21 protein-coding genes and 1 pseudogene are annotated in these 21745 nt (G+C 57.6%); 10 read left to right on the plus strand and 12 right to left on the minus strand.

Translation table 11 applies throughout. The annotated features are described in order from the left end of the window. The first annotated feature begins 90 nt into the window (after positions 1–90). Entirely contained in the window at positions 91–624 is a 534-nt protein-coding gene (locus IP76_RS23265; protein WP_054157502.1) for an antibiotic biosynthesis monooxygenase, read from the plus strand. Between the two features lie 23 nt (positions 625–647). On the opposite strand, the gene IP76_RS07070 is transcribed toward IP76_RS23265, so the two are convergent. Further along, on the minus strand, positions 648–1562 hold the full coding sequence (locus IP76_RS07070) for a LysR family transcriptional regulator (RefSeq protein ID WP_054157503.1): 915 nt from the start codon (positions 1560–1562) through the stop codon (positions 648–650). 130 nt (positions 1563–1692) lie between these two features. On the opposite strand from IP76_RS07070, the gene IP76_RS07075 reads away from it, so the two are divergent. The 3 genes from IP76_RS07075 (at position 1693) to IP76_RS07085 (ending at position 3413) form a co-directional block, all read left to right on the plus strand. Beyond that, positions 1693–2691, plus strand: a complete 999-nt coding sequence (locus IP76_RS07075; protein WP_082352443.1) for an alpha/beta fold hydrolase — start codon at positions 1693–1695, stop codon at positions 2689–2691. A 66-nt stretch (positions 2692–2757) separates the two neighbouring features. Next, positions 2758–2955, plus strand: coding sequence for a tautomerase family protein (locus IP76_RS07080; RefSeq protein WP_054157504.1), 198 nt, complete (start codon positions 2758–2760; stop codon positions 2953–2955). Positions 2956–3047: 92 nt separating this feature from the next. After that, positions 3048–3413 carry a putative quinol monooxygenase gene (locus IP76_RS07085; protein WP_054157505.1) on the plus strand — a complete coding sequence of 122 codons (366 nt, stop codon included), beginning with the start codon at positions 3048–3050 and terminating at the stop codon, positions 3411–3413. Positions 3414–4127: 714 nt separating this feature from the next. Here IP76_RS07085 and IP76_RS07090 read toward each other — a convergent pair. The 7 genes from IP76_RS07090 to IP76_RS07120 all read right to left on the minus strand — a co-directional run bounded on the left by IP76_RS07090 (position 4128) and on the right by IP76_RS07120 (position 10036). Then, positions 4128–5162: an LLM class flavin-dependent oxidoreductase gene (locus IP76_RS07090; RefSeq protein WP_054157506.1), complete on the minus strand. Its 1035-nt coding sequence runs from the start codon at positions 5160–5162 to the stop codon at positions 4128–4130. A 13-nt stretch (positions 5163–5175) separates the two neighbouring features. Then, on the minus strand, positions 5176–5793 hold the full coding sequence (locus IP76_RS07095) for an alpha/beta hydrolase (RefSeq protein WP_054157507.1): 618 nt from the start codon (positions 5791–5793) through the stop codon (positions 5176–5178). Positions 5794–5806: 13 nt separating this feature from the next. After that, a complete protein-coding gene (locus IP76_RS07100; RefSeq protein ID WP_054157508.1) occupies positions 5807–6766 on the minus strand; it encodes a glutathione S-transferase family protein in 960 nt (319 codons plus the stop codon). Positions 6767–6769: 3 nt separating this feature from the next. Continuing rightward, positions 6770–7636: a VOC family protein gene (locus tag IP76_RS07105; protein ID WP_054157509.1), complete on the minus strand. Its 867-nt coding sequence runs from the start codon at positions 7634–7636 to the stop codon at positions 6770–6772. A 30-nt stretch (positions 7637–7666) separates the two neighbouring features. Then, the gene (locus IP76_RS07110; RefSeq protein ID WP_054157510.1) at positions 7667–8074 is read right to left on the minus strand and encodes a DoxX family protein; all 408 of its coding nucleotides are present in this window, start codon (positions 8072–8074) and stop codon (positions 7667–7669) included. 106 nt (positions 8075–8180) lie between these two features. After that, positions 8181–9098, minus strand: a complete 918-nt coding sequence (locus IP76_RS07115) for a LysR family transcriptional regulator (protein WP_054157511.1) — start codon at positions 9096–9098, stop codon at positions 8181–8183. Positions 9099–9136: 38 nt separating this feature from the next. Next, complete coding sequence (locus tag IP76_RS07120) at positions 9137–10036, minus strand: LysR family transcriptional regulator (protein ID WP_054157512.1); 900 nt, start codon at positions 10034–10036, stop codon at positions 9137–9139. Positions 10037–10127: 91 nt separating this feature from the next. Here IP76_RS07120 and IP76_RS07125 point away from each other — a divergent pair. Both IP76_RS07125 and IP76_RS07130 read left to right on the plus strand, forming a co-directional pair. Beyond that, positions 10128–10760, plus strand: a pseudogene (locus IP76_RS07125) (NADPH-dependent F420 reductase); the annotation flags it as partial. 120 nt (positions 10761–10880) lie between these two features. Further along, entirely contained in the window at positions 10881–11576 is a 696-nt protein-coding gene (locus IP76_RS07130) for a hypothetical protein (RefSeq protein WP_197278315.1), read from the plus strand. A 267-nt stretch (positions 11577–11843) separates the two neighbouring features. On the opposite strand, the gene IP76_RS07135 is transcribed toward IP76_RS07130, so the two are convergent. Both IP76_RS07135 and IP76_RS07140 read right to left on the minus strand, forming a co-directional pair. Further along, entirely contained in the window at positions 11844–14978 is a 3135-nt protein-coding gene (locus tag IP76_RS07135; protein WP_054157514.1) for an efflux RND transporter permease subunit, read from the minus strand. A 1-nt stretch (position 14979) separates the two neighbouring features. Further along, positions 14980–16131, minus strand: a complete 1152-nt coding sequence (locus IP76_RS07140) for an efflux RND transporter periplasmic adaptor subunit (RefSeq protein ID WP_054157515.1) — start codon at positions 16129–16131, stop codon at positions 14980–14982. 188 nt (positions 16132–16319) lie between these two features. On the opposite strand from IP76_RS07140, the gene IP76_RS07145 reads away from it, so the two are divergent. Both IP76_RS07145 and IP76_RS07150 read left to right on the plus strand, forming a co-directional pair. After that, on the plus strand, positions 16320–16991 hold the full coding sequence (locus tag IP76_RS07145; RefSeq protein WP_054157537.1) for a response regulator transcription factor: 672 nt from the start codon (positions 16320–16322) through the stop codon (positions 16989–16991). A gap of 2 nt (positions 16992–16993) precedes the next feature. Further along, positions 16994–18328: a HAMP domain-containing sensor histidine kinase gene (locus IP76_RS07150; protein WP_054157516.1), complete on the plus strand. Its 1335-nt coding sequence runs from the start codon at positions 16994–16996 to the stop codon at positions 18326–18328. A 28-nt stretch (positions 18329–18356) separates the two neighbouring features. Here IP76_RS07150 and IP76_RS23595 read toward each other — a convergent pair whose 3' ends face one another. Next, on the minus strand, positions 18357–18491 hold the full coding sequence (locus IP76_RS23595; protein ID WP_306765468.1) for a hypothetical protein: 135 nt from the start codon (positions 18489–18491) through the stop codon (positions 18357–18359). Between the two features lie 35 nt (positions 18492–18526). Here IP76_RS23595 and IP76_RS07155 point away from each other — a divergent pair, with 35 nt between their 5' ends. Together IP76_RS07155 and IP76_RS07160 are read left to right on the plus strand one after the other, a co-directional pair. After that, positions 18527–19342, plus strand: coding sequence for a DUF3313 domain-containing protein (locus tag IP76_RS07155; RefSeq protein WP_054157517.1), 816 nt, complete (start codon positions 18527–18529; stop codon positions 19340–19342). 426 nt (positions 19343–19768) lie between these two features. After that, positions 19769–20587 carry a MipA/OmpV family protein gene (locus tag IP76_RS07160; RefSeq protein WP_054157518.1) on the plus strand — a complete coding sequence of 273 codons (819 nt, stop codon included), beginning with the start codon at positions 19769–19771 and terminating at the stop codon, positions 20585–20587. Between the two features lie 137 nt (positions 20588–20724). Here the strand turns inward: IP76_RS07160 and IP76_RS07165 are convergent, their stop codons facing one another. Then, a complete protein-coding gene (locus IP76_RS07165) occupies positions 20725–21744 on the minus strand; it encodes an Ldh family oxidoreductase (protein ID WP_054157519.1) in 1020 nt (339 codons plus the stop codon). Position 21745: the final 1 nt, after the last annotated feature.

Raw genomic sequence — 21745 nt, forward strand, 5'->3', positions numbered from 1 at the left:
GCTTCGACATTTACCTCCGAAGCGGCCAAGTGCCCGCTGGATGCTGATCCATCCGCATGCGGCACTTTTTGCTCAGGAAAAAGTCTCGTTATGACACCGATAACACGCATCATTCATCGCCGTGCCAATCCCGCTCAGGCAGCCCAGTACGAGCGTCTCGTCCGGCAAATGCTCGCCACTTGCTCACAGTCACCGGGTTATCTGTTTTCGACCGTGATCCCACCCAGAGTAGATGGCGAGGAATTTCATATCGTACAGTGCTTCACAACTCAGGCTGCACTCGACGTTTGGCGCAACTCAAAGGAGGCTGCGATCTGGCATGAACGCTTGCGGCAGGTCTCGGATCATGATCCCGAATACCGCGTATTCAACACGACGGATTTATGGTTTTCTGCCACAGGTTTGGAAGGTCAGAAACAACCTGCAAGGTGGCGGATGGCGATTATCACCTGGATGGGGATATTTCCGCTTGCATCCTTGGCTGTGGCTTTCTTGTTTCCCCTGCTGACGGCACTGCCATTTATTCTCAGAATGATGCTGCTGACCGCATTGATCGTCCTTGCGATGCACTGGATTGTCATGCCGCGCCTGTTGCGTTGGCTTGCCAACTGGCTCAAGCCGTAAACGCGGCTCAGAGATCCGCCAGTCTACTCGCCAAGGTTTCCACGGCGGCCCTCATCAACGAGAATTTCGACCACATGCCTGACGCGAGGGAGAAGTTGCTTCGTCGATGGCCAGATGGCAGAGATCTCGATCTTGGCGCCTGTGAACGCATCCAGCACGGATATGAGCCGTCCTTCGGCGATGTGTTTTGTAACCAGTGAACTCGGCATCTGGGCGAGCCCAAGGCCGGCCACGGCAGCATCGACGATGGCGGCACCATCGCCGATCTCATGGGTCGGTGGTGGTGTCACACGAACCACAAGACCATCATTCGCCTTGACCCGCCACGAATTGGGGATATCCCGCCGAAATCCGACAATGCAGTCATGCTCCTGCAAGTCCTCGATTGTCAGGGGCGTGCCGCGCGCTTTCAAATAGCTCGGTGAGCCCACGATCAAGGCTCGCTGTTCGGTCAGCTTGCGGGTAATCAGTCCTGTGGTGCTCTTCGTCTCCCCAAATCGGATAGCAAGGTCCACACCTTCCTCGACCGGATCGATGATCCTGTCGGTGAGAGATAGGGAGAGAGTGAGACCTGGATGCTGTTTGGTGATTTTCGCAAGCACTGGCAGCAGGATCTTTCGGCCCCAGGCTGCCGGCGCATCAATACGCAACCGTCCAGCAAGTTGCTGGCTCTTTGCGGCTAACGCCTCTTCAGCGGAACCGATTTCCTGAAGAGCGTGGCGGCAACTGGCCAGATAAGCCTCACCATCTGGTGTCAAGGTTAGCTTGCGCGTGCTTCGATGCAAAAGCTTCACGCCGAGTCTTTCTTCCAGTCGCGCAACACTTTTGCCCACGGCGGACTTGGTTACACCCAGCTTGTCTGCCGCTGCTGTGAAGCTCAACAAGGTGCCTGCTTCAACAAAACTGATGATACCGTTCAATTGCTCCAATTGAGCCATTGTAGCGAATTCCTCTACGCAGCGTGTAATTCCAGCCGTTTATTATCGTTCCGTTTTACATTAGCAAAGTCCCGTCGGCAAGGTTTGCAGATGACCGCAAACTCAACGTTCAACTCTAAGGGTCTTTGAGATGCCACGTAAATCACTGTCCATGATGATCGCCCTTTCCGGCCTCATCTTGTCCTCGACGATGACATTTGCGGCGCCGGCCATCGAGGTTCTTGGTCAGGACTATGTCTTCCCGAACAAGATTGAGGGCCTCCCTGCAAAGCTCTCCGACTTCAAGGGGTTGGAGATCAACAGCTTCATGACAACGGACGGGGTCAAGCTCTCCTATTGGGAGGCTGGCCAAGGGCGACCGCTGATTTTCATCCCTGGCTGGTCGGCCAACGGGGCCGAATACATCAATGTCATGTATCTGCTCAGCCAGAAGTATCATGTCTACGTCATCGATCCGCGCAATCAGGGTCTCTCCCAGAACGTCGAATACGGCACCCGAATTGCCCGTTTCGGGGCAGACCTCAACGAATTCATCGAGCATCTCGGTGTCGAGAAAGTTGACCTTTGTGGCTGGTCGATGGGGGCCTCCGTCGTGTGGAGCTATATCGACCTGTTCGGCACGGATACGATCCGTAAGGCAGTGTTCATCGACGAACCGATCTCGATCTATACGCATGCCGACTGGTCGGAGCAGGAGCGGCAGCAGGCCGGGGGGATGACGACCTCGGCCGAGCGCATGATCGCGGCTTTCGGCGGTGCGCCGACGAATGACCAGATCGTCGATATGAACGCCATGCGCCGCTACATGGAACAAGGATCACCCGCCTTCCAGAATTCGGAAGCCTTCGCGCAGACGTTCATCAAGAGCGACCCGAAGTTCATGAGCCTTGTGTTGTTCGATCACGCCATGAACGACTGGCGTGACGTCGTTCGCCACAAGATCGATGTGCCAACGGCGATCTTTACGGGCGAGAATAGCAACAATGTTCCGAGCCAGAAGTGGATGCAATCCGTCATTCCCGGCGCGGAACTCCATGTCTACAGCGCCCAGGATCAGGGCGATCATTTTCTCGCTTTCAAGAACCCAACGAGATTTACGGCTGATCTCGCATCATTCCTTGAGCGCTGATCGGTCCTCGAGAGCCAAGCCACACCAGAAGGCGGTCTGTGACCGCTGCATTCAAAGGAGACTATCATGCCTGTCGTACGCGTAAGCTGGTTCAGCGGTAAGGATGCCAAGGCGAAGAAGGCGGTTGCCGCGGAAATCACCGAAAGCATCGTCAAGAACACAGGAACGGATCCGAACTACATCTACGTCATTTTCGAAGATGTTGCGCCGTCAGACTGGGCAGGCGCCGGAAAGATCTTCGGAGAAGAGACCGACAAGTCCTGAATCCATGCCGCGCAATCGGGCGAATGCGGCGCGCTTTAGCCAGCCGCATTCCTCGCTGACACGTTGCTCCCCTCAAAACCAGAGAATGTCCCATGACCTATATCACCAACGTTTTCCATATGACGGTCGAGCCACAGGCTCTGGAAGAGTTTAAGACGCTGATTGCGCAGATCATCGCGCTCTCTAACAAGGAACCCGGCACGCTGATCTATGAATACTCCCTCGGTGAAGACGGGCGTAGCGTTCATATCGTCGAGCGTTATCTGACCGAAGGCGTGCTGCCGCATATCGAAGGAACCTTTGGCCCCTTTGCGGAGCAGTTCCTGAAACTCGCGACGATCAATGCGCTTTACGTATACGGCGAACCGCCGGCTGATTTGCGTGAGAAGCTTGCTTCTTTTGGCGCCGTTTTTATGGCGCCGCTGGCTGGCTTTGCGCGTCCGACAGTTGCCGCCTGATTGGCGTTTGTGGCCATCGTCGTGGTGGAATCACTAATCATGATGCCCGGAAGGCTCCCGCCCTCCGGGTATTTGCATTGCCGAAAGCGGTTCGCTCTTTTGTCAGGGGCTATCTCGTCCTGGTTGTCGGGAAAGCGCGTTCCGGGCCCGACCTGCTTGAATTGACAGAATGGGAGTGCCCGCTCCATCCGTCCTCAGCTGCTCTTGCCAGATTCCGAAGCCTCGGCTTTCCCTGACAAGGAAGGGACAATCAGCATGAGAAACAAGCTGTCGTGGGCTATTCATTCAGATAGCCGCTGGTCCTGCAGATTTACCCTGGCGATGCTCAGGCTGGTTTCGACCGCCCCCACGACTGCGGCAGAGGAGCATCCGAGCAGCCGTTTGTCACTGTCGATCTAACCATAGTCGAACAGTTTCCCGGAGCGATTGAGGCCTTCGTGAAAGCGGGTGATCCGAACGGCGAAAACATCCCCCATTGGCCGCCAATGACAGTCGACGGAAAGCAGGTCATGGAGTTTTGGAAAGTCTGCGGCAGTGTTCTGGTCCCTGCCAGAGGGTGCTGAAACGGTCATGCTGCTCGGGCTGCCACCTGCGCGTCTTTCGATGGAGTAACCTTGCACGGTGCGTCTGGCTATTCCTAAAACCCGCAGGCCGTCTCATCTGAACTGCGGGTTCTATTGTTCGGGAATTGCTGTCGTCCGGTTACGGCGCTCGTTAGCTTGAGGCCGTTGCCCGACGCACGACCGGCAGTACTTCGGTAGCCAACAATTCGATCGCGTCGGCAACCTTTCCGAAGGGCAAGCCGCCGATATCGATCTGCGCCATGAACCGATCATGTCGAAACATCTCGTGTTCGTATAGGATCTTGTCGATGATCTGCTGGGGGCTGCCAACGAAAAGCGCGCCGTGCGGACTGGCGAGACGCTCATAGTCTGCACGCGACACTTTCCAACCATTGTCGCCATTCGGTAGATTGTGGCCGATGTAACGGGCGTAGTGAGGGTAGAACTCGTCCATGGCCACCTGGCTGTTCTTTTGCACATGCAGATGGCCAGAAATGCCCACTTTCAATCCGCTCGGGTCATGCTCCGCATCCAGGAAGCTTTTCCGGTAGAGATCGATGAATGGCCGGAAGCGTGCCGGTTCGCCGCCGATATTGGCAAGGTTTAGCGGCACGCCCGCCCTGCCTGCGCGGATTGCGCTTTCCGGAGTGCCGCCGGCGCCGATCCAGATTGGAGGCTTTGCCACATAGGGGCGTGGGGCAATTTCGACATTGTTTAGGGCCGGGCGGAAGCGGCCATTCCAGGTGATGGCTTCACTGGCGGAGATTTTCAGGAGGAGGTCGAGCTTTTCTTCGTAAAGGGCATCGTAGTCCTTCAGATCGTAGCCGAAAAGCGGGAAGGACTCGATGAAGGCACCACGCCCAACCGTCAACTCCGCGCGCCCGGAAGACAGAAGGTCGATCGTTGCCAGTTCCTCGAAAATCCGAACCGGGTCAGAGGAAGACAGGATGGTGACGGCTGTGGTGATCCGGATGTTTTTGGTGACAGCCGCGATGGCCCCCATGATGGCTACCGGGACGGAGATCGTGTAGTCCGGGCGATGGTGCTCGCCGATCCCGAAAACGCTCAAACCAGCCTGGTCGGCAAGTTTTGCTGCCTCCACGATCTCCAGTAGACGCTGTCTGGATGGTTCCGGCCCACGGGTGCCGACCGGCAAGTCACCAAATGTGTAAAGACCGATTTCCATGTCGGCTGCCTTCCTATTCCGCAAATGTTTCCGCGAGGAAATCGCCGGCTTTTGCCGCCCCTTCGGCGGAAATTGTGTGCGGCACACCCGGCAGCAAGAGTGTCTCGACCTGAAGTCCCAAACTCTGAAGGGTGGCGGCAGCCTTGGTCGTCTCAGCCGCTGGGATCACGGGATCAGCGCTGCCATGGACCAAAAGAACGGGCGTTTCGCGTGCGGGCTGCAAAGGCAGTGGCGAAGCCAGGCGGCCTGAGAAACCTACCACGGCACCAACCGGCCAACGGCCTGATGCAGCGGCATCAAGCGCCATGATCGTGCCTTGTGAAAAACCGACAAACGCGACGCGGTCAAGCTTCCCGGCAAAGCCGTTTGCTTCGATGATCGACGTGATCACCTGATCAAAGGACGGCCGTGCGTCCGCAATCCGCGTGCTTCGATTCTCTTCTGTTACACCAGCGACGCTGAACCACTGGTAGCCCGAGCCAAAGCTGGAAGGGGCAGGGGCGTTGGGAGACATAAAGACGGCCCCCGGTATTCTGTCCTTCCAGGCATTGGCGAGCGGTGCAAGATCGTTGCCGCTGGAGCCGACGCCATGGAGCATGATGACCAGGATATTGGCAGCTATTGTTGACATCAGTATTGGTCCTTTATGAATGCTCGAAAGGCAACTGGGGGCCGACGGGCACGATGCCGTTCGGATTGAGTGCCTTGATGGAGTAGTAGCCGCGCTTAACATGGTCGATGTTCACCGTCCCACGAATGCCGGGTATGGCGAGAATGGCGGCGACGTAGCGACTGAGGCCCCGATAGTCTGCAAGCCGGCGTAGGTTGCATTTGAACAGGCCGTGATAGGCTGCATCGAAGCGTACGAGAGTAACGAACAAGCGTATGTCGGCTTCCGTCAATCGATCGCCAAACAGATATGGACCCTGATTGTCGAGGCGGGCTTCCAGCTCGTCAAGCGTCGAAAAGACATCGGCAAACGCTTCTTCATAAGCGATTTGCGTAACTGCGAATCCGGCCCGATAAACTCCATTGTTGAGGTTTGGGTAGATCCGTTCATTCAGCTCGTCGATGTCGGCGCGAAGCGCATCCGGATAGAGATCGACGCTTTCGTCGGCAAGTTTTCCGAAACCGGAATTCAACATGCGCAGGATGTCGGCCGACTCGTTGTTGACGATCGTGCCGCGGAGCTTGTCCCATAAGACGGGAACCGTCGCTCTTCCCGTATAGGCGGCGTCGGCACGCGTGTAGAGCTCATGCAGATAACTGGCGCCGTTCAGCGTATCCAAATGGGAGCCGGGGTAGTCGCCGAAGCGCCATCCCTGCTCGGATAGGGCAGGCTCGACGACGGATACCGAAATCGCGCTTTCGAGTTTTTTCAATGCGCGACCCATCAGCGTCCGCGCTGCCCAAGGGCAGATCAGCGCCACATAGAGGTGGTAGCGGCCAGCCTCTGCCTTGAAGCCTCCCTCGCCCGTTGGTCCAGCACTGCCGTCGGGGGTGATCCAGTTTCGAAAGCCTGAAATCTGCCGAACAAAGGCTCCCTTCTCGTCGCTTGCCTGGACGGGATGCCAGTCGGCTGTCCATTTACCTTCTACGAGCATTGTTCACCCCTTTAGGTTGTTGGCTGCCGACGAGACGATACTGATCTGTATCCCCCAAGGGTCGCTGATGGTGAGCCCCTGTGGCCGCTCGGCGGCTGGAGTTCCGGTCTCATCTGCCCTTGATTTTGCGGAAGCAGCAAAGTTGTCGCCTGCGAGGATTTCGATATCGGCAAGACCGGTGCTCGGGTACGTGCGTTGGGCCGCACCGCGGCTGTTCCAGATATTGGTCGCAAAATGATGGTGATAGCCGTCTGCGGCATAGAATGTGCCTCCGGGATAGCGTGACGTAACGGCAAAGCCGAGAACGTCGGCATAGAACGCCTCCGCCGCCGGGATCGCCCCCACCTGGAGGTGGACATGACCGACTATTGATCCCTCCGGGAAACCCCGCCACTCGTCGCTGCCACGCGCAGCAACCAAAGCATCGATATCCAGTGGATCACTCGGCATGTGCACCAGTCCGTTCTTCCATTGCCAAGATAGGACTGGTCGGTCAGCGTAGATCTCTACGCCGTTGCCTTCCGGGTCGGCGAGGTACAACGCCTCGCTGACAGCATGGTCGGATGCGCCTACGACGGGTGGCCGGGTCTTCATCGCATGCTGGACCCATCGAGCCAGGTCTGCGCGCGAAGGAAGCAGAAATGCGGTGTGAAACAAACCTGCCTCGCGATGCGAACGCCGGCGGGCTGTGGGGTCACGTCGCAACTCGAGTAGCGTCTTTCCCTCGACGCCGAGTTCTACGGCGCTCGCATCGCCCCGAAGGAGATGGAGGCCGACGGCCTCCTGATAGAAGCCACTGACCCGATCGAGGTCGTTGACAGTCAAGGTAACTTTGCCGATGCCGGTTTTCTGGCCCGAAGTCGAGTTCATGGCTTTTACCTTTCTCAATCGTCGCAGTGATTACTTGCGGAACGGAGTCGGACGCAGGGCCTTGGCACCATCGCCCGTCAGCGCCAAAACGATGAGGCCGATGATCCAGAATGCCGGAAATTCCCAGCCCCCGTTGGCATTGTTGAAGAAGAAGCCAGCGGCGCCGTGAACAGTGACGATCGCTCCGAGCAGAACGGGGATCATCGCAACTGCGGCAACGCGCGGCCAGATGCCAAGGATGAGAGCCACGCCGCCAGCAACTTCCCAAAGAATCGTGACATAGGCGAGCCAGCCAGGGAGGCCGAGAGATCCGAAAAAGCCAGCAGTGCCAGCCGGAGTGAAGACAAAGATTTTCAGGCCGGCATGGCTCAGGAAAAGCAGACCAAGTGTGACGCGCAGGACGAGTGCGGCGTAAGGAGCTGTGCGGGTGTCGATCATGGTAATTCTCTTCTCGTTGGATGAATTCGTGAGGAGAATATGCCCCAATTCCAGATTGATGATTATCCCGTCCACCAGAGGTAAATTGCTTCCAAAATGGAAGTAATTAAGTCCAGCCCTTGTCCCATTTGGGCTGGCCGCGAAAAGCGTCGGCGAGAAAGTCGACCAGCACACGCACTTTCAGCGCGAGATGACGTCCGGGCGGATAGACGGCATAAAGGCCACGCGGGACGTCTTCATATTGGGTAAGCACGGAACGGACTGTGCCTGCCTTCAGGCTCGCTCCAGCAATGAAACTTGGTACACGTGCGATTCCCAATCCAGCTTCTGCTGCTGCAAGGCAGGCTTCCGCATTGGAGAAATTCAGGCGACCTCGCACGTCGGTCTCGATCATTCCCTGGCGATCAATGCTGTTGAACCGCCATGTTTGCGGATCGCTGAAGTTCGTATCGACAATGCAGCTGTGAAGGGGAAGGTCAGCCGGACTTTCCGGTGTTTGCTGTGCCGCGAAATAGGAAGGGGATGCGACAAGCACGATTCTGACAGGACAAAGCTTCTTGGCAATTAGACTGCTATCCGCTGGCTGCCCAATGCGGATTGCTGCATCGAAACCTTCATCGACAAGGTTGACCAGGCGATCGGCAAAGCTGACATCCAATTGGATATCGGGAAATGCCGCGGCAAACGAAATGAGGACGGGGGTCAACTGGGTCGTACCAAAGGTAACGGGCGCGGTAATTCGAAGCCTGCCCGAAGGAGTGCCCGCCGCATTGCGTACGGATGCATCGAGTGCATCCAAATCCTCAATGATGCCTTTGATCCGATCATAGTAGGCACGGCCGACCTCGGAGAGTGCCAAGGCGCGCGTTGTTCGTTTGATCAGCTGGACGCCGAGTTCTTTTTCAAGTCGCGAAACAAGTTTCGAGGCTTGCCCGGTACTTGTTCCAAGGCGTGAGGCGGCAGCTGCGAAGCTGCCTGTATCTATGACTGCCGCAAACATGCGGTCGCATTCCAGTCTGTCCAAGGCCTATATCCTCTAAAAAATGGTCCGCGCTTGCACTGTCAAACGTCGCCCAAATGGGCGCCGAAATTTGCGACAGCGAAATCCAGGAAGCTTCGCAGCTTCGGTGTCAATCGTCGATCCGGCGCATAGAGGATGTGCAAGGGCCGGGTTGGGACCCTGTAGTTCGGAAGCAGTTCGACGAGTTGACCATCGGCAAGATAGTCGCGCACGAGTTCCAAGGGCTGCAACATGATCCCCAGTCCTTCCAAAGCCGCGCAAAGCAAAGGCTCGCCATGATCGGCAACCAGCCGGCTTGCAATAGGAATGACTTGACGTCCGTCCGGGCCATCGAAAGTCCAATGAGTGCGGAGTGCTGTATGGGAAAATCCCAGGCATTCGTGCGCTGGGAGGTCCTGCGGCGAGGTTAGGGGTGGTGCTTTCGCCAGATATCTGGGCGATGCACAAAGCGCGAGCCGGTAAGGTGAAAGCCGCCTTGCGATCAGGCCACTGTCGGACAGTTCTCCGACTCGAAATACGGCATCATAACCTTCTTCGATTAGGTCTACCGCACGATTGGCCAAGGTCAGTTCCACCGATACTTCCGGGAACTGCTTCATGAAACCAGGCAGGAGCGGGGAAAGGGTGCGCATGCCGAAGCTCACGGGAGCGTTGATGCGCAGGCGTCCTGCCGGAACAGCGCGTGTTTCTGCTGCCATGCTCTCGGCCGTTTCGACCTCAGCCAGGATTATTTTCGCGCGCTCATAAAAGATGCGGCCGAAGTCAGTCAGGCTTTGCCGTCGCGTTGAACGATGAAGAAGCTGAACCCCGAGATGCTGCTCAAGCTTCTGGACGTGTTTTCCGACAAGTTGAGGGGACATCTGCATAGCATCGGCCGCAGCGCTGAATGAACCGCAATCGACGGCTCTGACAAACACTTCCATGGCGGTTAGGCGATCCATTCGAAACGTTCCGTTTCAAGTGATGCGATATTTATAGGATTTATCCGAATTTGTTTCAGAGGCAAAGTGTCCCCCATCGAAAACAGAGGATACGGACATGAAAGTTGCAGTCATTGGAACAGGGAATATGGGCTCCGGATTCGCCCGGGCATTTGCTGCTTGCGGCATTGATGTCGTGATCGGACATCGCGATCCGGCGAAGGCGGCATCGCTTGCCGCAGACATCGGCTCGAATGTGGAAGGCGGGGGTGTTGCCGCAGCAGTCAAACTTGCTGATATCGTCCTATTGGCGCTGCCGTATCAGGCCGTTGGCCAGGTACTCGCGGATGCCGGCGATCTTACAGGCAAGATCCTGATCGACATCACCAATCCGATTACGGCGGATTACAAGGAATTGGTGCTGGGTCACACGACGTCTGCGGCCGAGGAGATCCAGAAGCTTGCCAGCGGTGCGCATGTCGTCAAAGCGTTCAACACGATCTTTGCAGGCTTGATCTCGCCGGAAGCGCGGGCCGCCAAGACGCTGCAGGTATTTGTGGCAGGCGATGATGAGGGAGCAACCGCGAAGGTTCGCGAATTGGCCGAGAAGCTCTCGTTCGAGGCCGTCAACGCCGGCCCGTTGAGCAATAGCCGCTTCCTTGAGCCGATCGGAGAAATGAACATCCATTTCGGTTTCTTCCTTGGTATGGGGCCGACTGTCGCTCCGTCCTGGGTACGCGTCTGACACGAATGCACGCGATGGACGGCGGCATCGCCGTCCATCTGCACGTGCGCTGATGGGACTTTGGCAAAGGGGAAGGCGGCGTGGTCCATGTGGTCATGAGACTGCCAATGGGGGGTACCGATGCACTTGAATGATTCAATCACATGGTTCCATGGCAGGCTCTTTGCCTCGGACAGCCCGCCAACGGGTAGTCATGGCCCTTCAATTGAAGACTTTCGCCTGTCTGGTGTTGCGCTCTTGGAAACTACCTACCAGGGCGTTCAGGCTTTCCAGATGACGATGCCGACGGAGGCCATACAGGATCCTCAGAGGGAAACCCTGACGGATCGTGATTTTATGGCATGGCTGCCAGTGGATTTCTCTGACGGGGTGATAGATGTCGAGATCGCTAGTGAGCTTGTGCCAAACGCTCCCGGCTATGCGCGTGGATTTATCGGTCTGACTTTCCGTATCGATGAAAACGGGCGGTTCGAGAGTATCTACCTTCGCCCGACCAATAGCACCGCCGATGATCAGGTCCGCCGCAATCACAGTATCCAGTATGTCGCATATCCTGACTATCGTTTTGACAGGCTGAGGCGCGAAGAACCGGAGAAATACGAAAGCTATGCGGAGCTCGATCTCGGTCGATGGATTCACATGCGGATCGTGGTTGCGGGTGCCAGAGCAGAACTTTATCTCGATGGGAACGCTCGCCCCGCCCTGATTGTCAATGACCTGAAATTCGGGGTGAATCAGCACGGCGGCGTCGGGGTATGGCTGGAATCTGGAACGATTGCCTACTTCCGAAGTCTACGCATATCGTCCGCTCGATAGCGATCAGACAGGAATTGCTAGGCGGTAATGCCGCCGCAATCCGACGAGGGCACTGTCACCTGACTTTTCAAGCAGGTGACGTTTCGATGGGTCGTCCTAAAGCCATTCTCCGTGTACTGTTCTTCTATCTCCACCCGATCATTGTTCTTGCCATACTCGTTGGCGGCCCCCTGAGCATTCTTTTGCTCCGCTGACCTCGAGAGGTCTTAGGCCTGATCGGCTGACGCCATGGCCGGTTGAAGTCCGGATGCCGTGTTGCGGCGTAGTTTACGCCCTCGATGGCGCGTCTTGATCATCATAATCATCAGGTGCCTTCGGCAGAAATTGCTGCAGGCGTTGGGTTACACTGTCTATGTAGGACAGGATCACCGGCACGATGATCAGGGTCAGGATTGTCGAGCTGATCAGCCCGCCGATGACGGCATGGGCCATTGGAGCACGCTGCGCGCCGCCGCCGGCCACCGCCATGCCGAGCGGTATCATCCCGAAGATCATCGCCAGCGTCGTCATGACGATCGGCCGGAAACGGATGGCTCCAGCGCTGATCAGCGCCTCATTCAGGGGGAGGCCACGCCGCCGTTCCTGGTTGGCAAAGTCCACCAGCAGGATACCGTTCTTGCTGACGAGGCCCATCAGCATGATGAAGCCGATCAACGAGAACATGTTGATCGTGCTGCCTGCGACCATGAGGCCGAGAAGGACGCCGGCGAGCGATAGAGGCAGCGCAGCCATGATCGCAAGCGGCTGCAAGAAGCTCCCGAATTGCGAGGCCAGTACAAGGTAGATGAAGATCACCGCCATTGCGAGGGCGGCTGCCATATCCCCAAATGTCTCCTGCATATTTTCGGATTCGCCCCCAAAGAGAATATGATAGCCATTGGGCAAGTCGCGACCGTCAATCAGGGTTTGCAACTCGCGGGTCACCTCACCCAAGGTGCGACCCGACACGTCGGCGGAGACCAGCACTTCACGGTGATTGGCGAGACGGCGGATCTCGGAGGCCGCGGGGACAGTCTTCAAATCTGCGACCTGATCGACCTGTACGAGTATTGGCCTGTTATTCGCATCCACCCGGCCCGTTGTCAGCATGAGCTCGCCGATCGTCGCCGTGTCCGTGCGCTGCTCCCTCGGCAGCCGCGCGACGATATCGTAGGTTTCACCGGTTACATCGGTCCAGCTCGAGAGCGCTTCGCCACCGATCAGGGGAGATAGCGAGGCGGCAAGATCGGCTCGGGTCATGCCGAGATCACTTGCCGCCTCGCTCTTCAGGCGCACCGAGAGGATGGAGGTCACGTCCCTGGCGCTTGAATTCACATCCACCATGCCCGGGATCTGACGCATATCATTGGTAAGATCCTTGGCGATTTTCTCTATGATTGCTCGGTCGTCCCCAAGCACGCTGAGCTTAATTGGGCTGTCACCGCCGCCCAAACCTTCCTGAACGATGGCGGTATCAATGCCTGGGATGGCGGCCAGTCGCTCGCGGATCGGATTTGCCAGCGTGACCGGTGTTCGTGTGCGACGTGGCAGAGACACGAGGCGCACCAGCACGGCAGCACGGTTCTTTCCAACCGCCCCGCCCGTGTTAATGGTCGAATAGAGCGTCTCGATCTCAGGAAACTCCCTGAGCGCATTTTCAACCTGCCGAAGCTTCGTGGCCGTGTAGTCGAGGGAGGAGCCAGCTGGTGCGGTCACATTGATCTGGAAGCGGCCCTCGTCGCTCGCAGGCACAAACTCCGTGCCGACCAACGGCATCAGGAAAAGGCTGCCGATGAAGATGCCGACAGTTGTCAACAGCGTGACCAGGCGATGTCGCAGCGTCCAGCCGATCACATGGCGATACTGGTTGGCCAACCATTCGAAACCGTGATCAAAACGCGCGATCAGTTGCCCGATTGGCCCACGTTTAGAATCCGGATGGGAATCTGGATCGAACCACACGCTGGACAGCATCGGATCGAGCGTGAAGGCGACGAAGAGCGAGATAAGGACGGCTGCCGAAACAGTGACGCCGAATTCGTAGAAGAAGCGGCCCACGATCCCCTCCATGAAGGCGACCGGCAGGAAAACCGCGACGATGGTCAATGTCGTGGCGACCACGGCAAGGCCAATTTCATTCGTGCCGTCGAGCGCCGCGCGAAGGTGCGACTTGCCCATGTGGAGGTGGCGCGTGATGTTCTCTCGCACGACGATAGCATCGTCCACCAGGATGCCGATAGACAAGGTCAGCGCCAGCAAACTGAGCGTGTTCAGCGTAAAGCCAAGAAGGCCGATTACCGCTAGCGTACCCAGCATCGCGATTGGAAGCGTCAGGCCGGTGATGACGGTGCTGCGCCAGGAATTGAGGAACAGAAAGACAATCGCAACGGCCAGTGCAGCCCCTTCAAGCAGGGTCGCCTGAACTTGGGACACGGAGTCCTGGATGGCAGTTGAGGCATCGGTAACAATGCGAAGCTGAACATTCTGCTTGGCAAGCTCTGCATTGAGCTCATCGAGACGTGCGCGCACATCGGCCACGACCTGAACAGTGTTGGCGTCCTGCGCTTTCACGACATCGATGGCGAGCGCTGTCTGTCCATTATACAGGGCGCGGCTTTCGGCATCGGCGGCGCCTTCGGCAACGGTGGCAACGTCGCGGAGATAGACCGGCCCGCCCCCACGACTGGCGACAATTGCGTCGAGCAGATTTTCAGGCAGCTCAATGTGGTCCTGCACCTGGATCGTGCGTTCTGAAAATTTATCGATGATACTGCCGGCCGGGCTATTCTGGTTTGCCGATTTCAGAGCAGTGATGACATCATCGATACCAACGCCAAAGGCGCGCATCCGCGTATCAAGAATGGAGACGTCAATCTGGCGCTTTTGGCCGCCGATCAAAGTGACCTGGCCGACACCTGGAATAGTGGTCAGGTCTCGCACAACCCGCTGATCTGCGATCGTTGTCAGGGCCGGGACATCCAGCGACACCGAACTCACGGCAATGGAGAGGATCGGCTGATCCGATGGATCGAACCGGGAGACGAGTGGCTTGTCCACATCGTCCGGTAGCGCGGCTTCAATCGTTGCAAGCTTCTCGCGTACGTCCTGTGCTGCATCCGCGCCCTGCACATCAAGGTTAAACTTGGCGGTTACCACCGAGCGACCTTCGTAAGAGGTTGAAGCGATCTCATCGAGCCCGCTGATGGCGTTCAATGCATCCTCTATTGGGCGAGTAACGTCTGTCTCGACGGTTTCCGGGGTGGCGCCCGGATAGGTCGTCATGACCACAACGATTGGAACGTCGACGTTGGGATATTGATCAAGCCCCAGCCGCTGAAGGGAGAAAATGCCCATGATCAGCAAGGACAACATCATCATGGTGGTGAATACGGGATGTGTGACTGAAACGCGGGTCAGGAACATCTCAACCGGCCTCGTTGAGGATCACAGCAACATCGGGCTTCAACTCGGGTAGGGGAGCGGTTAAAACTGTATCGCCGTCCGCAATGCCGTCGGCGATCTCCACCATTTGATTCCCATCCCACCCCTGTCCTATGGTCACAGGCTGGCGCCTTAGATAACCGTGTTTCAGCTTGAGCACATAATCGCCCGCATCGTCCTTGCGCAGCGATAGTGCCGGAACGACGAGTGCACCGTCTTTTTCGTTGACGATGATCGACCCCGTGGCGAACATGCCGCCCCAGAGCTTTCCGTCGTGATTGGGCAATCTCAGATAGACGGGCACGAAACGTGTCCCACTTTCCGCAACAGGATTTATCCGAGCGACTGTCCCCTCAATCACCTGTTCTTCCAGTCCATCGATCGTCAATTTTGCAGTCTGGCCTTCGGCAACGCGTGCAATGTCTCGGGTGGAGACTAGGACCTTTGCTTCCATGACGTCTGGATGGACAATAGTCAGCAACTCGCCATCTGCGCCGACGCTGGTGCCTGCGTCGACGGCGCGGCTTGCAACGACACCATCGAACGGGGCCGTGATGTCAGCATCGCGCAGCGCAGTGCGGGCGATGTCAACCTGCGCAGAGAGGCTCCGAACCCTGGATGTCTTTCCGGCGACGTCGCCTCTGGCCTGTTCAAGGTCTTCTTTTGACGCAATGTTTTTCGCAGCAAGTTGCTCCGTCCGGCTCAGTGTCTTTATCGCAAGCGCGAGCTCTGCCTCGGCCGCATCGCGATCGCTTTCGCGTTGCAAAAGTGTGGATCGAAGATCACCCGTTTCGAAACGGACAAGCACATCGCCCGCCCTGACCCGCTTACCTTCAAGAGCGCCGACGTCGCGGATCTTGCCGCCGGCTTTTGCCCTCAAAACCACGCGGTTGACAGGCTGAAGTTCACCGCTGACGCGAAGCCGCTCGACCATCGAGGCGGGCTCTACGCGTGTCACCTCCGCAAGTGTCAGTTCGAACGGTTTGCTGATTGCAGTTGAGGACTCCACGATCTCCTTGAGCCGCTCGTTCGCGTCGACGGCACCACGGCTGGGATCGAGATACATGAATGCAAGGGTGCATCCGCCGAGCAGTGCCCCTATCTTGGCAAATCTTGCAGTCCATTTGAGGGTCATGGCTTGCCTCTTCCTGATCGAGTTCGACACGGCTGACTGGATGCAGCGTCGTTGCGCGCAGCAGCGGCCGGTAGATCTCAGGGTTAGGCATCGACAATTGCAGCAGCATTACCGGATGCAGTCGTGCGGACCGCAATGCTGCCGCAACCTTGTCGCTTCAGAAGAAAGGAATGAAAGGGGCGCTGATTATGAGACTTCTGCTGATCGAAGATGAAAAGGAACTGGCCGATGCCTTGATGGCTGCACTGGGCAAGCAGGGCATCGTCATTGACCATACGATGTGGCTTGCCGATGCTTGCGAGTTAACCCGCCAAAACATCTATGACGTCATTCTCCTTGATCGGCGACTTCCGGATGGGGACGGTCTGACCTTTATCCCGAAGCTCAGGCGGGCCGGGGTGGATACGCCGGTCATGGTGCTGACAGCGCGAAACGAACCCAAGGAGCGGATCGAGGGCCTCGATGGCGGTGCGGACGACTACCTTGGCAAACCGTTTCTGGTTGACGAGCTGATGGCTCGCTTGCGCGCGTTGCTCAGGCGGCCGGCCAGTCTGATTGAGGCTCAGATCACCGTCGGACGTGTTGCCATCGATCCCCTTCACCTCAATGTGACCGTCAATGCGCTGCCCTTCGATCTCCCCCGACGCGAGCTTTTGGTGCTCTTGGCCCTTGCCAAGCGCAGGGACAAGACCGTCTTGCGGTCAACGCTTGAAGCTGCTGTCTATAATTACGAGGAAGAAATCCAGTCCAATGCGCTCGATGCGCATATTTCCCGATTGCGAAAGCGCCTGTCCGATGCTTCGGCGGGTGTGGCGGTCCATAATATCCGGGGCGTCGGATATCTGCTGAGGGAAGAATAGCCATGGCCCGAGGCAATGCGAACCCGTCTCTCTGGTGGAAGCTCAGCTGGCAGCTCAGTCTCGTTCTCGTCATCGTCGTCGCGACGGTGATCGTTGGGCTTTGCGTTTATGGCGCTTTGATCCTGTCGCCGAATGTTGGCTTGAAGGACAGGCTGACCCACGCGCTCGAAGATTCACTGATACGCGATCCACAGGGCAGGCTCGTTGTTGTCGAAAGCGAAAACCTGAAAGCCTTTAAGGCCGACAACGACCGTTTGTGGTTTATCGCAGCGGCGCAAGACAGCCAGTCGGTGCGCTATGGGGCGGTGCCGGAAGTTTACGCGGAAATGGCGCCTTATGTGCGCTTCATGAGGGATGCCGACATTCGCGGGGCCAGCGGCGTCAACGAGACGGCTTCGATCGATGCCATCGCGACACCCTTGGGTGAGATGCGTGTGATGTATGGCGGCAATACCAGTACGGCCAATAATTTTCTGACGATGGTGACCAGTCTTGCCCCGATTTATGTTCCGCTTTTGGCGATCGCGGTGCCCGCGCTGTTTCTCACCATTCCTCGTATTGTCAGCCGTGGACTGGCAGGGCTGAAAGGAGTCGTTCGCATGGCGGCGGAGATTGACCCTCGCCATGGTGGGGCGCGACTTCCCCTGGAGGATGTACCGCAAGAAGTCACGCCATTGATCATCGCCTTCAACTCTGTACTCGACCGTCTCGAAGAGCAATTTCGGGCAAGGCGACGCTTCCTCATTGATGCGGCGCACGAACTCAGAACGCCCATAGCGATTATGCAGACCCGTATTGATGGGATGCCGGAAGGTGCCGCGCGCCTCAGGCTCATGAAGGATGTGGCACGACTGGGTGAAACGGCCGAGCAGCTTCTCGACTTTGAACGCAATGATCAGGCGACTGATCTCCATGAGATGGTCGACCTGGTGGACATTGCTCGCACAGTGGTCGCAGACCTTGCGCCGCTGGCCATTTCTGCCGGTTACGAGATTTCATTTGATAGCGAAGTGGAGCGATTTGAGCGGCTCGGAAGTCTCTCTGCCCTGCCTCGGGCGGTAAGCAATCTGGTCCGCAATGCCATCGACCACGGAGGCAATGCCGGCCTGATTTCGGTGATTGTCTCGAGGAGTGGGAGTATCTCAGTCTCGGACGAAGGGCCTGGGATACCGGCCGCTCAGCGGGACCAGGTTTTTGACCCGTTTTACCGTGTGAAGCCGCGCAGCAATGGCGCGGGGCTCGGTTTAAGTCTGGTGAAGCAGATTATCTCCGATCATGGCGGCCGCGTGATGGTCGACAGCAGCACAGGCGGAACCACGTTCACAATCCAGCTGTAGGTTTTTAGAAACCTTGGCGCCGCGGGTTTCACAAGGCCAGCAAAGGCCGGGTGAACTTTTCGATACCGAATGGCACCATGTAATGTTGCCGCAACGCTTCCTGCTCACTGTCGTCAGCATGACGATTGACGACGGAGGCGAGCACATGTGCAGCAATAAGCAATCCTGTTCCCCGATGCCGCGTTTGTGGTGACGAAGATGCGTGGACTTGTCTTGGCAGGAATAGGTCTGCCTCTCGCTCTTTTCCTCTCTGGCTGTACAGCTGTTCCATTGACCGAAGCCGGAACTCTGACCTCCTACAGCCAGCTCAGTCCGGCGAAAGGCAAGTTTACGAAGTCCAGAAGCTTCGTGGATGGCCAAAGGCTCGCGACAGTTCGGACTATTGCGGTCATGCCTGCCACGTTCTCGTTCTATGCGGCATCGCGCATCAAGGCTGAGCAGGATCGGCGTCTGGTCGCAAATGCGCTGGATCGTGCTGTGTGCGTGGCGCTCAGCGACAAGTATGAATTGGTGGCGCCGGGGCAGCGCGCCGACTTGACCGTGCGGGCCGTCGTTACGGACATCGTCCCCACGAATAAGACGATCGCGGGCGTATCGACGGCAGTGTCGCTGGGGAGCAGCCTTGCACTGCCCGTCGGCATTCCGCGTCTCCCGGCCGGTTTGGGTGGGCTCGCGGTTGAAGCCGAAGCGATCGATCGCAGCGGTAGCCAGTTGGCCGCAGTTGTCTGGTCCAAGGGAGCCAATTCCATAACGAACAATGCGCGTGTTTCCGAGGTGGGCGATGCCTACAGTCTCGCCGCGAGTTTCGGGAAATATTTCTCCCGCATCCTCATAGTCGGCAAGGAGCCGAAGGGGCCGGATGTTTCTCTGCCGTCGGGACAGCGCATCAAGTCGGCGCTCGGTGGAAAGCCGAAATACGCGGCCTGTGATGCCTTTGGCAGATCACCGGGGCTTGCCGGTGTGATCGCCGACAAGGTTGGGGCGCCGCCGCAATGGACCGATAGGCAACGTTGACCCTTGGTACGCTGGCTGAACGTTCCATCGAGTTTCACCAAAGCCATATCGCATTTCCAGCCGTAGGAATCGCCCGACGCCCCATCGGGCGTAGGCACGGGCGGAGTAGCCCAAGTCCCCCCGCAATACGGCTCCTCCGCCCGTGCACCCGAACTGTGTCATCCCCGTAATGTTGCTGCAATTCAGGTTCGTCAAGGTGAGTGTGCACGAAGAAGGCAAACCATTCGGGGTCGCCAGGCGGTGCGATTTCCACGTCTTATCCAAGTCCACGTCTGGCCTGGAGATCTGTGTCTCGACCCACTCTCTTATCCTCGGTGTCGCCTTCAATCCGTAATGCTTTGCCATATGCTATGACAGGAGTTCCAAGTGACCCAATGCCAATCCCGCTCTCTGAGAGAAAAGCCAACCATTTCAGGCCGCAGTGCCATGCCGGCAATAGTCCTGGTTGGTGTAGTCGTCGCGCTGCCTCTCTCCACGTTTGCGGCTGACCTTGAACGTGTTGACGCTGCTGCAGTCCCTCCCCAGGAGTTTGATGCTGGGCGTTATGGCGATTTCCGCGATACGCTTCACGATTGGAAAGTTACAGTCGGTGCGGGCGCCCTTTACATGCCTGAATACGAGGGGTCTGATGAGTTTGAGATCAACCCACTCCCGATCTTTTCGGCGGAATTTGGCGACCGTGTAAGCGTCGACATAACGGGCGTGACGGTCGACCTCTATGAGGCGAATGGCTTCAGAGCCAGCATGAAGGGCGGTTACGACCTGGGCCGTAAGGAAGATGATTCCGACTATCTGCGCGGTCTCGGTGATATCGACGCAGGCGGGGTGATTGGCGGTATTCTGAGTTATGAAGTGGGTCCCTTCGAAGCCTATGCAGAGCTCGACAAGACGATCGGCGGCAGTGATGGCCTGACAGGTATCGTCGGCGCCAAGGCGTCGTATAAGTATGAAAGCTTCATTTTCTCGGCGGATGTTTCCGGGACTTGGGCAGATGACAAGCACATGCAATCGTATTTCGGCGTCACAAGCGCCCAGTCAGCAAGCTCCGGCTTGACGCAGTATGATGCACAGGCCGGCGTCAAGCGGGTCGATGTAAAGGGTTCCATCACCTACATGTTCACTGAAAACTGGTCGGTGACAGGTGCTGCAGGAGCAGGTTTCCTCATAGGAGATGCCAAGGACAGCCCGATCGTGAAGGATGATGTCCAGCCGTTTGCGATGCTGGGCGTCTCATATCGATTTTAGTCTCCTCGACTGCAATCGCAATGCGCGACTGGGGGAGCGGGTTTCGGCGACCCTGGATACGGTTGCAGGATAAATCAAAGACCGAACCGGTGTTTCCTCCACCGGTTCGTTTCAAGTGAGTGTTCGAACTTATGTCGTCAGTCTCCGGCCAGTTCCTTCAACCGCTCGTGGCTCTCTGCCGACAGAGGAATACCATTCTGCTCAGCCTTCGCGCGGGTCAGATGGCGGCGGTCACCGGGTAGCCGGTCCTGGCCGGCTTCCAGAACGAGGTCGCAGATCTGTCCGACGCGTGCGGCAAATGCATCATTGCCCCCGCGTTCAGGGTCGATGACCACAAGGAATTGGCCGGTAAATGGCGTTTGGGCGCCCTTATGTCCACTCCAGTCGAATTCGCCGGAGAAGTAGCCCCCGGTCAGTGCGGCACTCAGGATTTCGACCATCAGCGCGATGGAGTTGCCCTTGTGGCCGCCGAAGGGCAGCAGCGCTCCGCCATCGAGGATCGCCTTCGGATCGGTTGTCGGTTGCCCGTCCCGGTCAACGCCCATTCCGGGCTTGAGTTCATGGCCGGCACGCGCTGCAATCTGGACGTCGCCATGAGCGATCGCTGACGAAGCCTGATCGAAGACGAAGGGTGGCTTGCCGGCCCGCGGCGAGGCAAAGGCGATCGGGTTCGTGCCGAAGACAGCCTTGTTCCCCCCATATGGGACAACGCAGGCCATGCTGTTCACAACGCTAAGTGCGACAAGACCCTTTTCGGCGAAGGGCTCCACGTCAGGCCAAAGCGCGCTGAAATGATGTGAGCGTCGGATGGCGAGCACGGCGACGCCGTTTTCCCGGACTTTGTCCAGCAGAAGTGGCAGTCCGGCAAAAAATGCCGGCTGGGTGAAGCCGCCCTTGGCATCGACGCGAACAAAGGCCGGGCCGACATCCTCGACGACGGGCACGGCCATGCCGTCTACCCAGCCGCTATCGAGCGAAGAGACGTAACCTGCCATGCGGAAAATGCCGTGGCTCAGCGATCCGTCCCGCTCACAGCCGGCGCAATTCTCGGCCAGTATCCGGGCATTGGATGTCGATACGCCATGCTTGACGAAGATCCGCTCCAGCAGGGCAACGAGATCAGCAAAGGCGATATGGATTGTTGCCGGTTCGCTCATT

The sequence above is a fragment of the Rhizobium sp. AAP43 genome, assembly GCF_001296045.1.
GTDB lineage: Bacteria > Pseudomonadota > Alphaproteobacteria > Rhizobiales > Rhizobiaceae > Allorhizobium.

What these genes read in the sequence shown, in the direction of transcription:
- IP76_RS07080 (WP_054157504.1), top strand. Translation starts at nt 2,758, where the DNA reads ATGCCTGTCGTACGCGTAAGCTGGTTCAGCGGTAAGGATGCCAAGGCG.
- IP76_RS07165 (WP_054157519.1), bottom strand. Translation starts at nt 21,744, where the DNA reads ATGAGCGAACCGGCAACAATCCATATCGCCTTTGCTGATCTCGTTGCC.
- IP76_RS23265 (WP_054157502.1), top strand. Translation starts at nt 91, where the DNA reads ATGACACCGATAACACGCATCATTCATCGCCGTGCCAATCCCGCTCAG.
- IP76_RS07105 (WP_054157509.1), bottom strand. Translation starts at nt 7,636, where the DNA reads ATGAACTCGACTTCGGGCCAGAAAACCGGCATCGGCAAAGTTACCTTG.
- IP76_RS07100 (WP_054157508.1), bottom strand. Translation starts at nt 6,766, where the DNA reads ATGCTCGTAGAAGGTAAATGGACAGCCGACTGGCATCCCGTCCAGGCA.
- IP76_RS07110 (WP_054157510.1), bottom strand. Translation starts at nt 8,074, where the DNA reads ATGATCGACACCCGCACAGCTCCTTACGCCGCACTCGTCCTGCGCGTC.
- IP76_RS07160 (WP_054157518.1), top strand. Translation starts at nt 19,769, where the DNA reads ATGCCGGCAATAGTCCTGGTTGGTGTAGTCGTCGCGCTGCCTCTCTCC.
- IP76_RS07085 (WP_054157505.1), top strand. Translation starts at nt 3,048, where the DNA reads ATGACCTATATCACCAACGTTTTCCATATGACGGTCGAGCCACAGGCT.
- IP76_RS07075 (WP_082352443.1), top strand. Translation starts at nt 1,693, where the DNA reads ATGCCACGTAAATCACTGTCCATGATGATCGCCCTTTCCGGCCTCATC.
- IP76_RS07135 (WP_054157514.1), bottom strand. Translation starts at nt 14,978, where the DNA reads ATGTTCCTGACCCGCGTTTCAGTCACACATCCCGTATTCACCACCATG.
- IP76_RS07145 (WP_054157537.1), top strand. Translation starts at nt 16,320, where the DNA reads ATGAGACTTCTGCTGATCGAAGATGAAAAGGAACTGGCCGATGCCTTG.
- IP76_RS07130 (WP_197278315.1), top strand. Translation starts at nt 10,881, where the DNA reads ATGCACTTGAATGATTCAATCACATGGTTCCATGGCAGGCTCTTTGCC.
- IP76_RS07140 (WP_054157515.1), bottom strand. Translation starts at nt 16,131, where the DNA reads ATGACCCTCAAATGGACTGCAAGATTTGCCAAGATAGGGGCACTGCTC.
- IP76_RS07155 (WP_054157517.1), top strand. Translation starts at nt 18,527, where the DNA reads ATGCGTGGACTTGTCTTGGCAGGAATAGGTCTGCCTCTCGCTCTTTTC.
- IP76_RS07120 (WP_054157512.1), bottom strand. Translation starts at nt 10,036, where the DNA reads ATGGATCGCCTAACCGCCATGGAAGTGTTTGTCAGAGCCGTCGATTGC.
- IP76_RS07070 (WP_054157503.1), bottom strand. Translation starts at nt 1,562, where the DNA reads ATGGCTCAATTGGAGCAATTGAACGGTATCATCAGTTTTGTTGAAGCA.
- IP76_RS07095 (WP_054157507.1), bottom strand. Translation starts at nt 5,793, where the DNA reads ATGTCAACAATAGCTGCCAATATCCTGGTCATCATGCTCCATGGCGTC.
- IP76_RS07150 (WP_054157516.1), top strand. Translation starts at nt 16,994, where the DNA reads ATGGCCCGAGGCAATGCGAACCCGTCTCTCTGGTGGAAGCTCAGCTGG.
- IP76_RS07090 (WP_054157506.1), bottom strand. Translation starts at nt 5,162, where the DNA reads ATGGAAATCGGTCTTTACACATTTGGTGACTTGCCGGTCGGCACCCGT.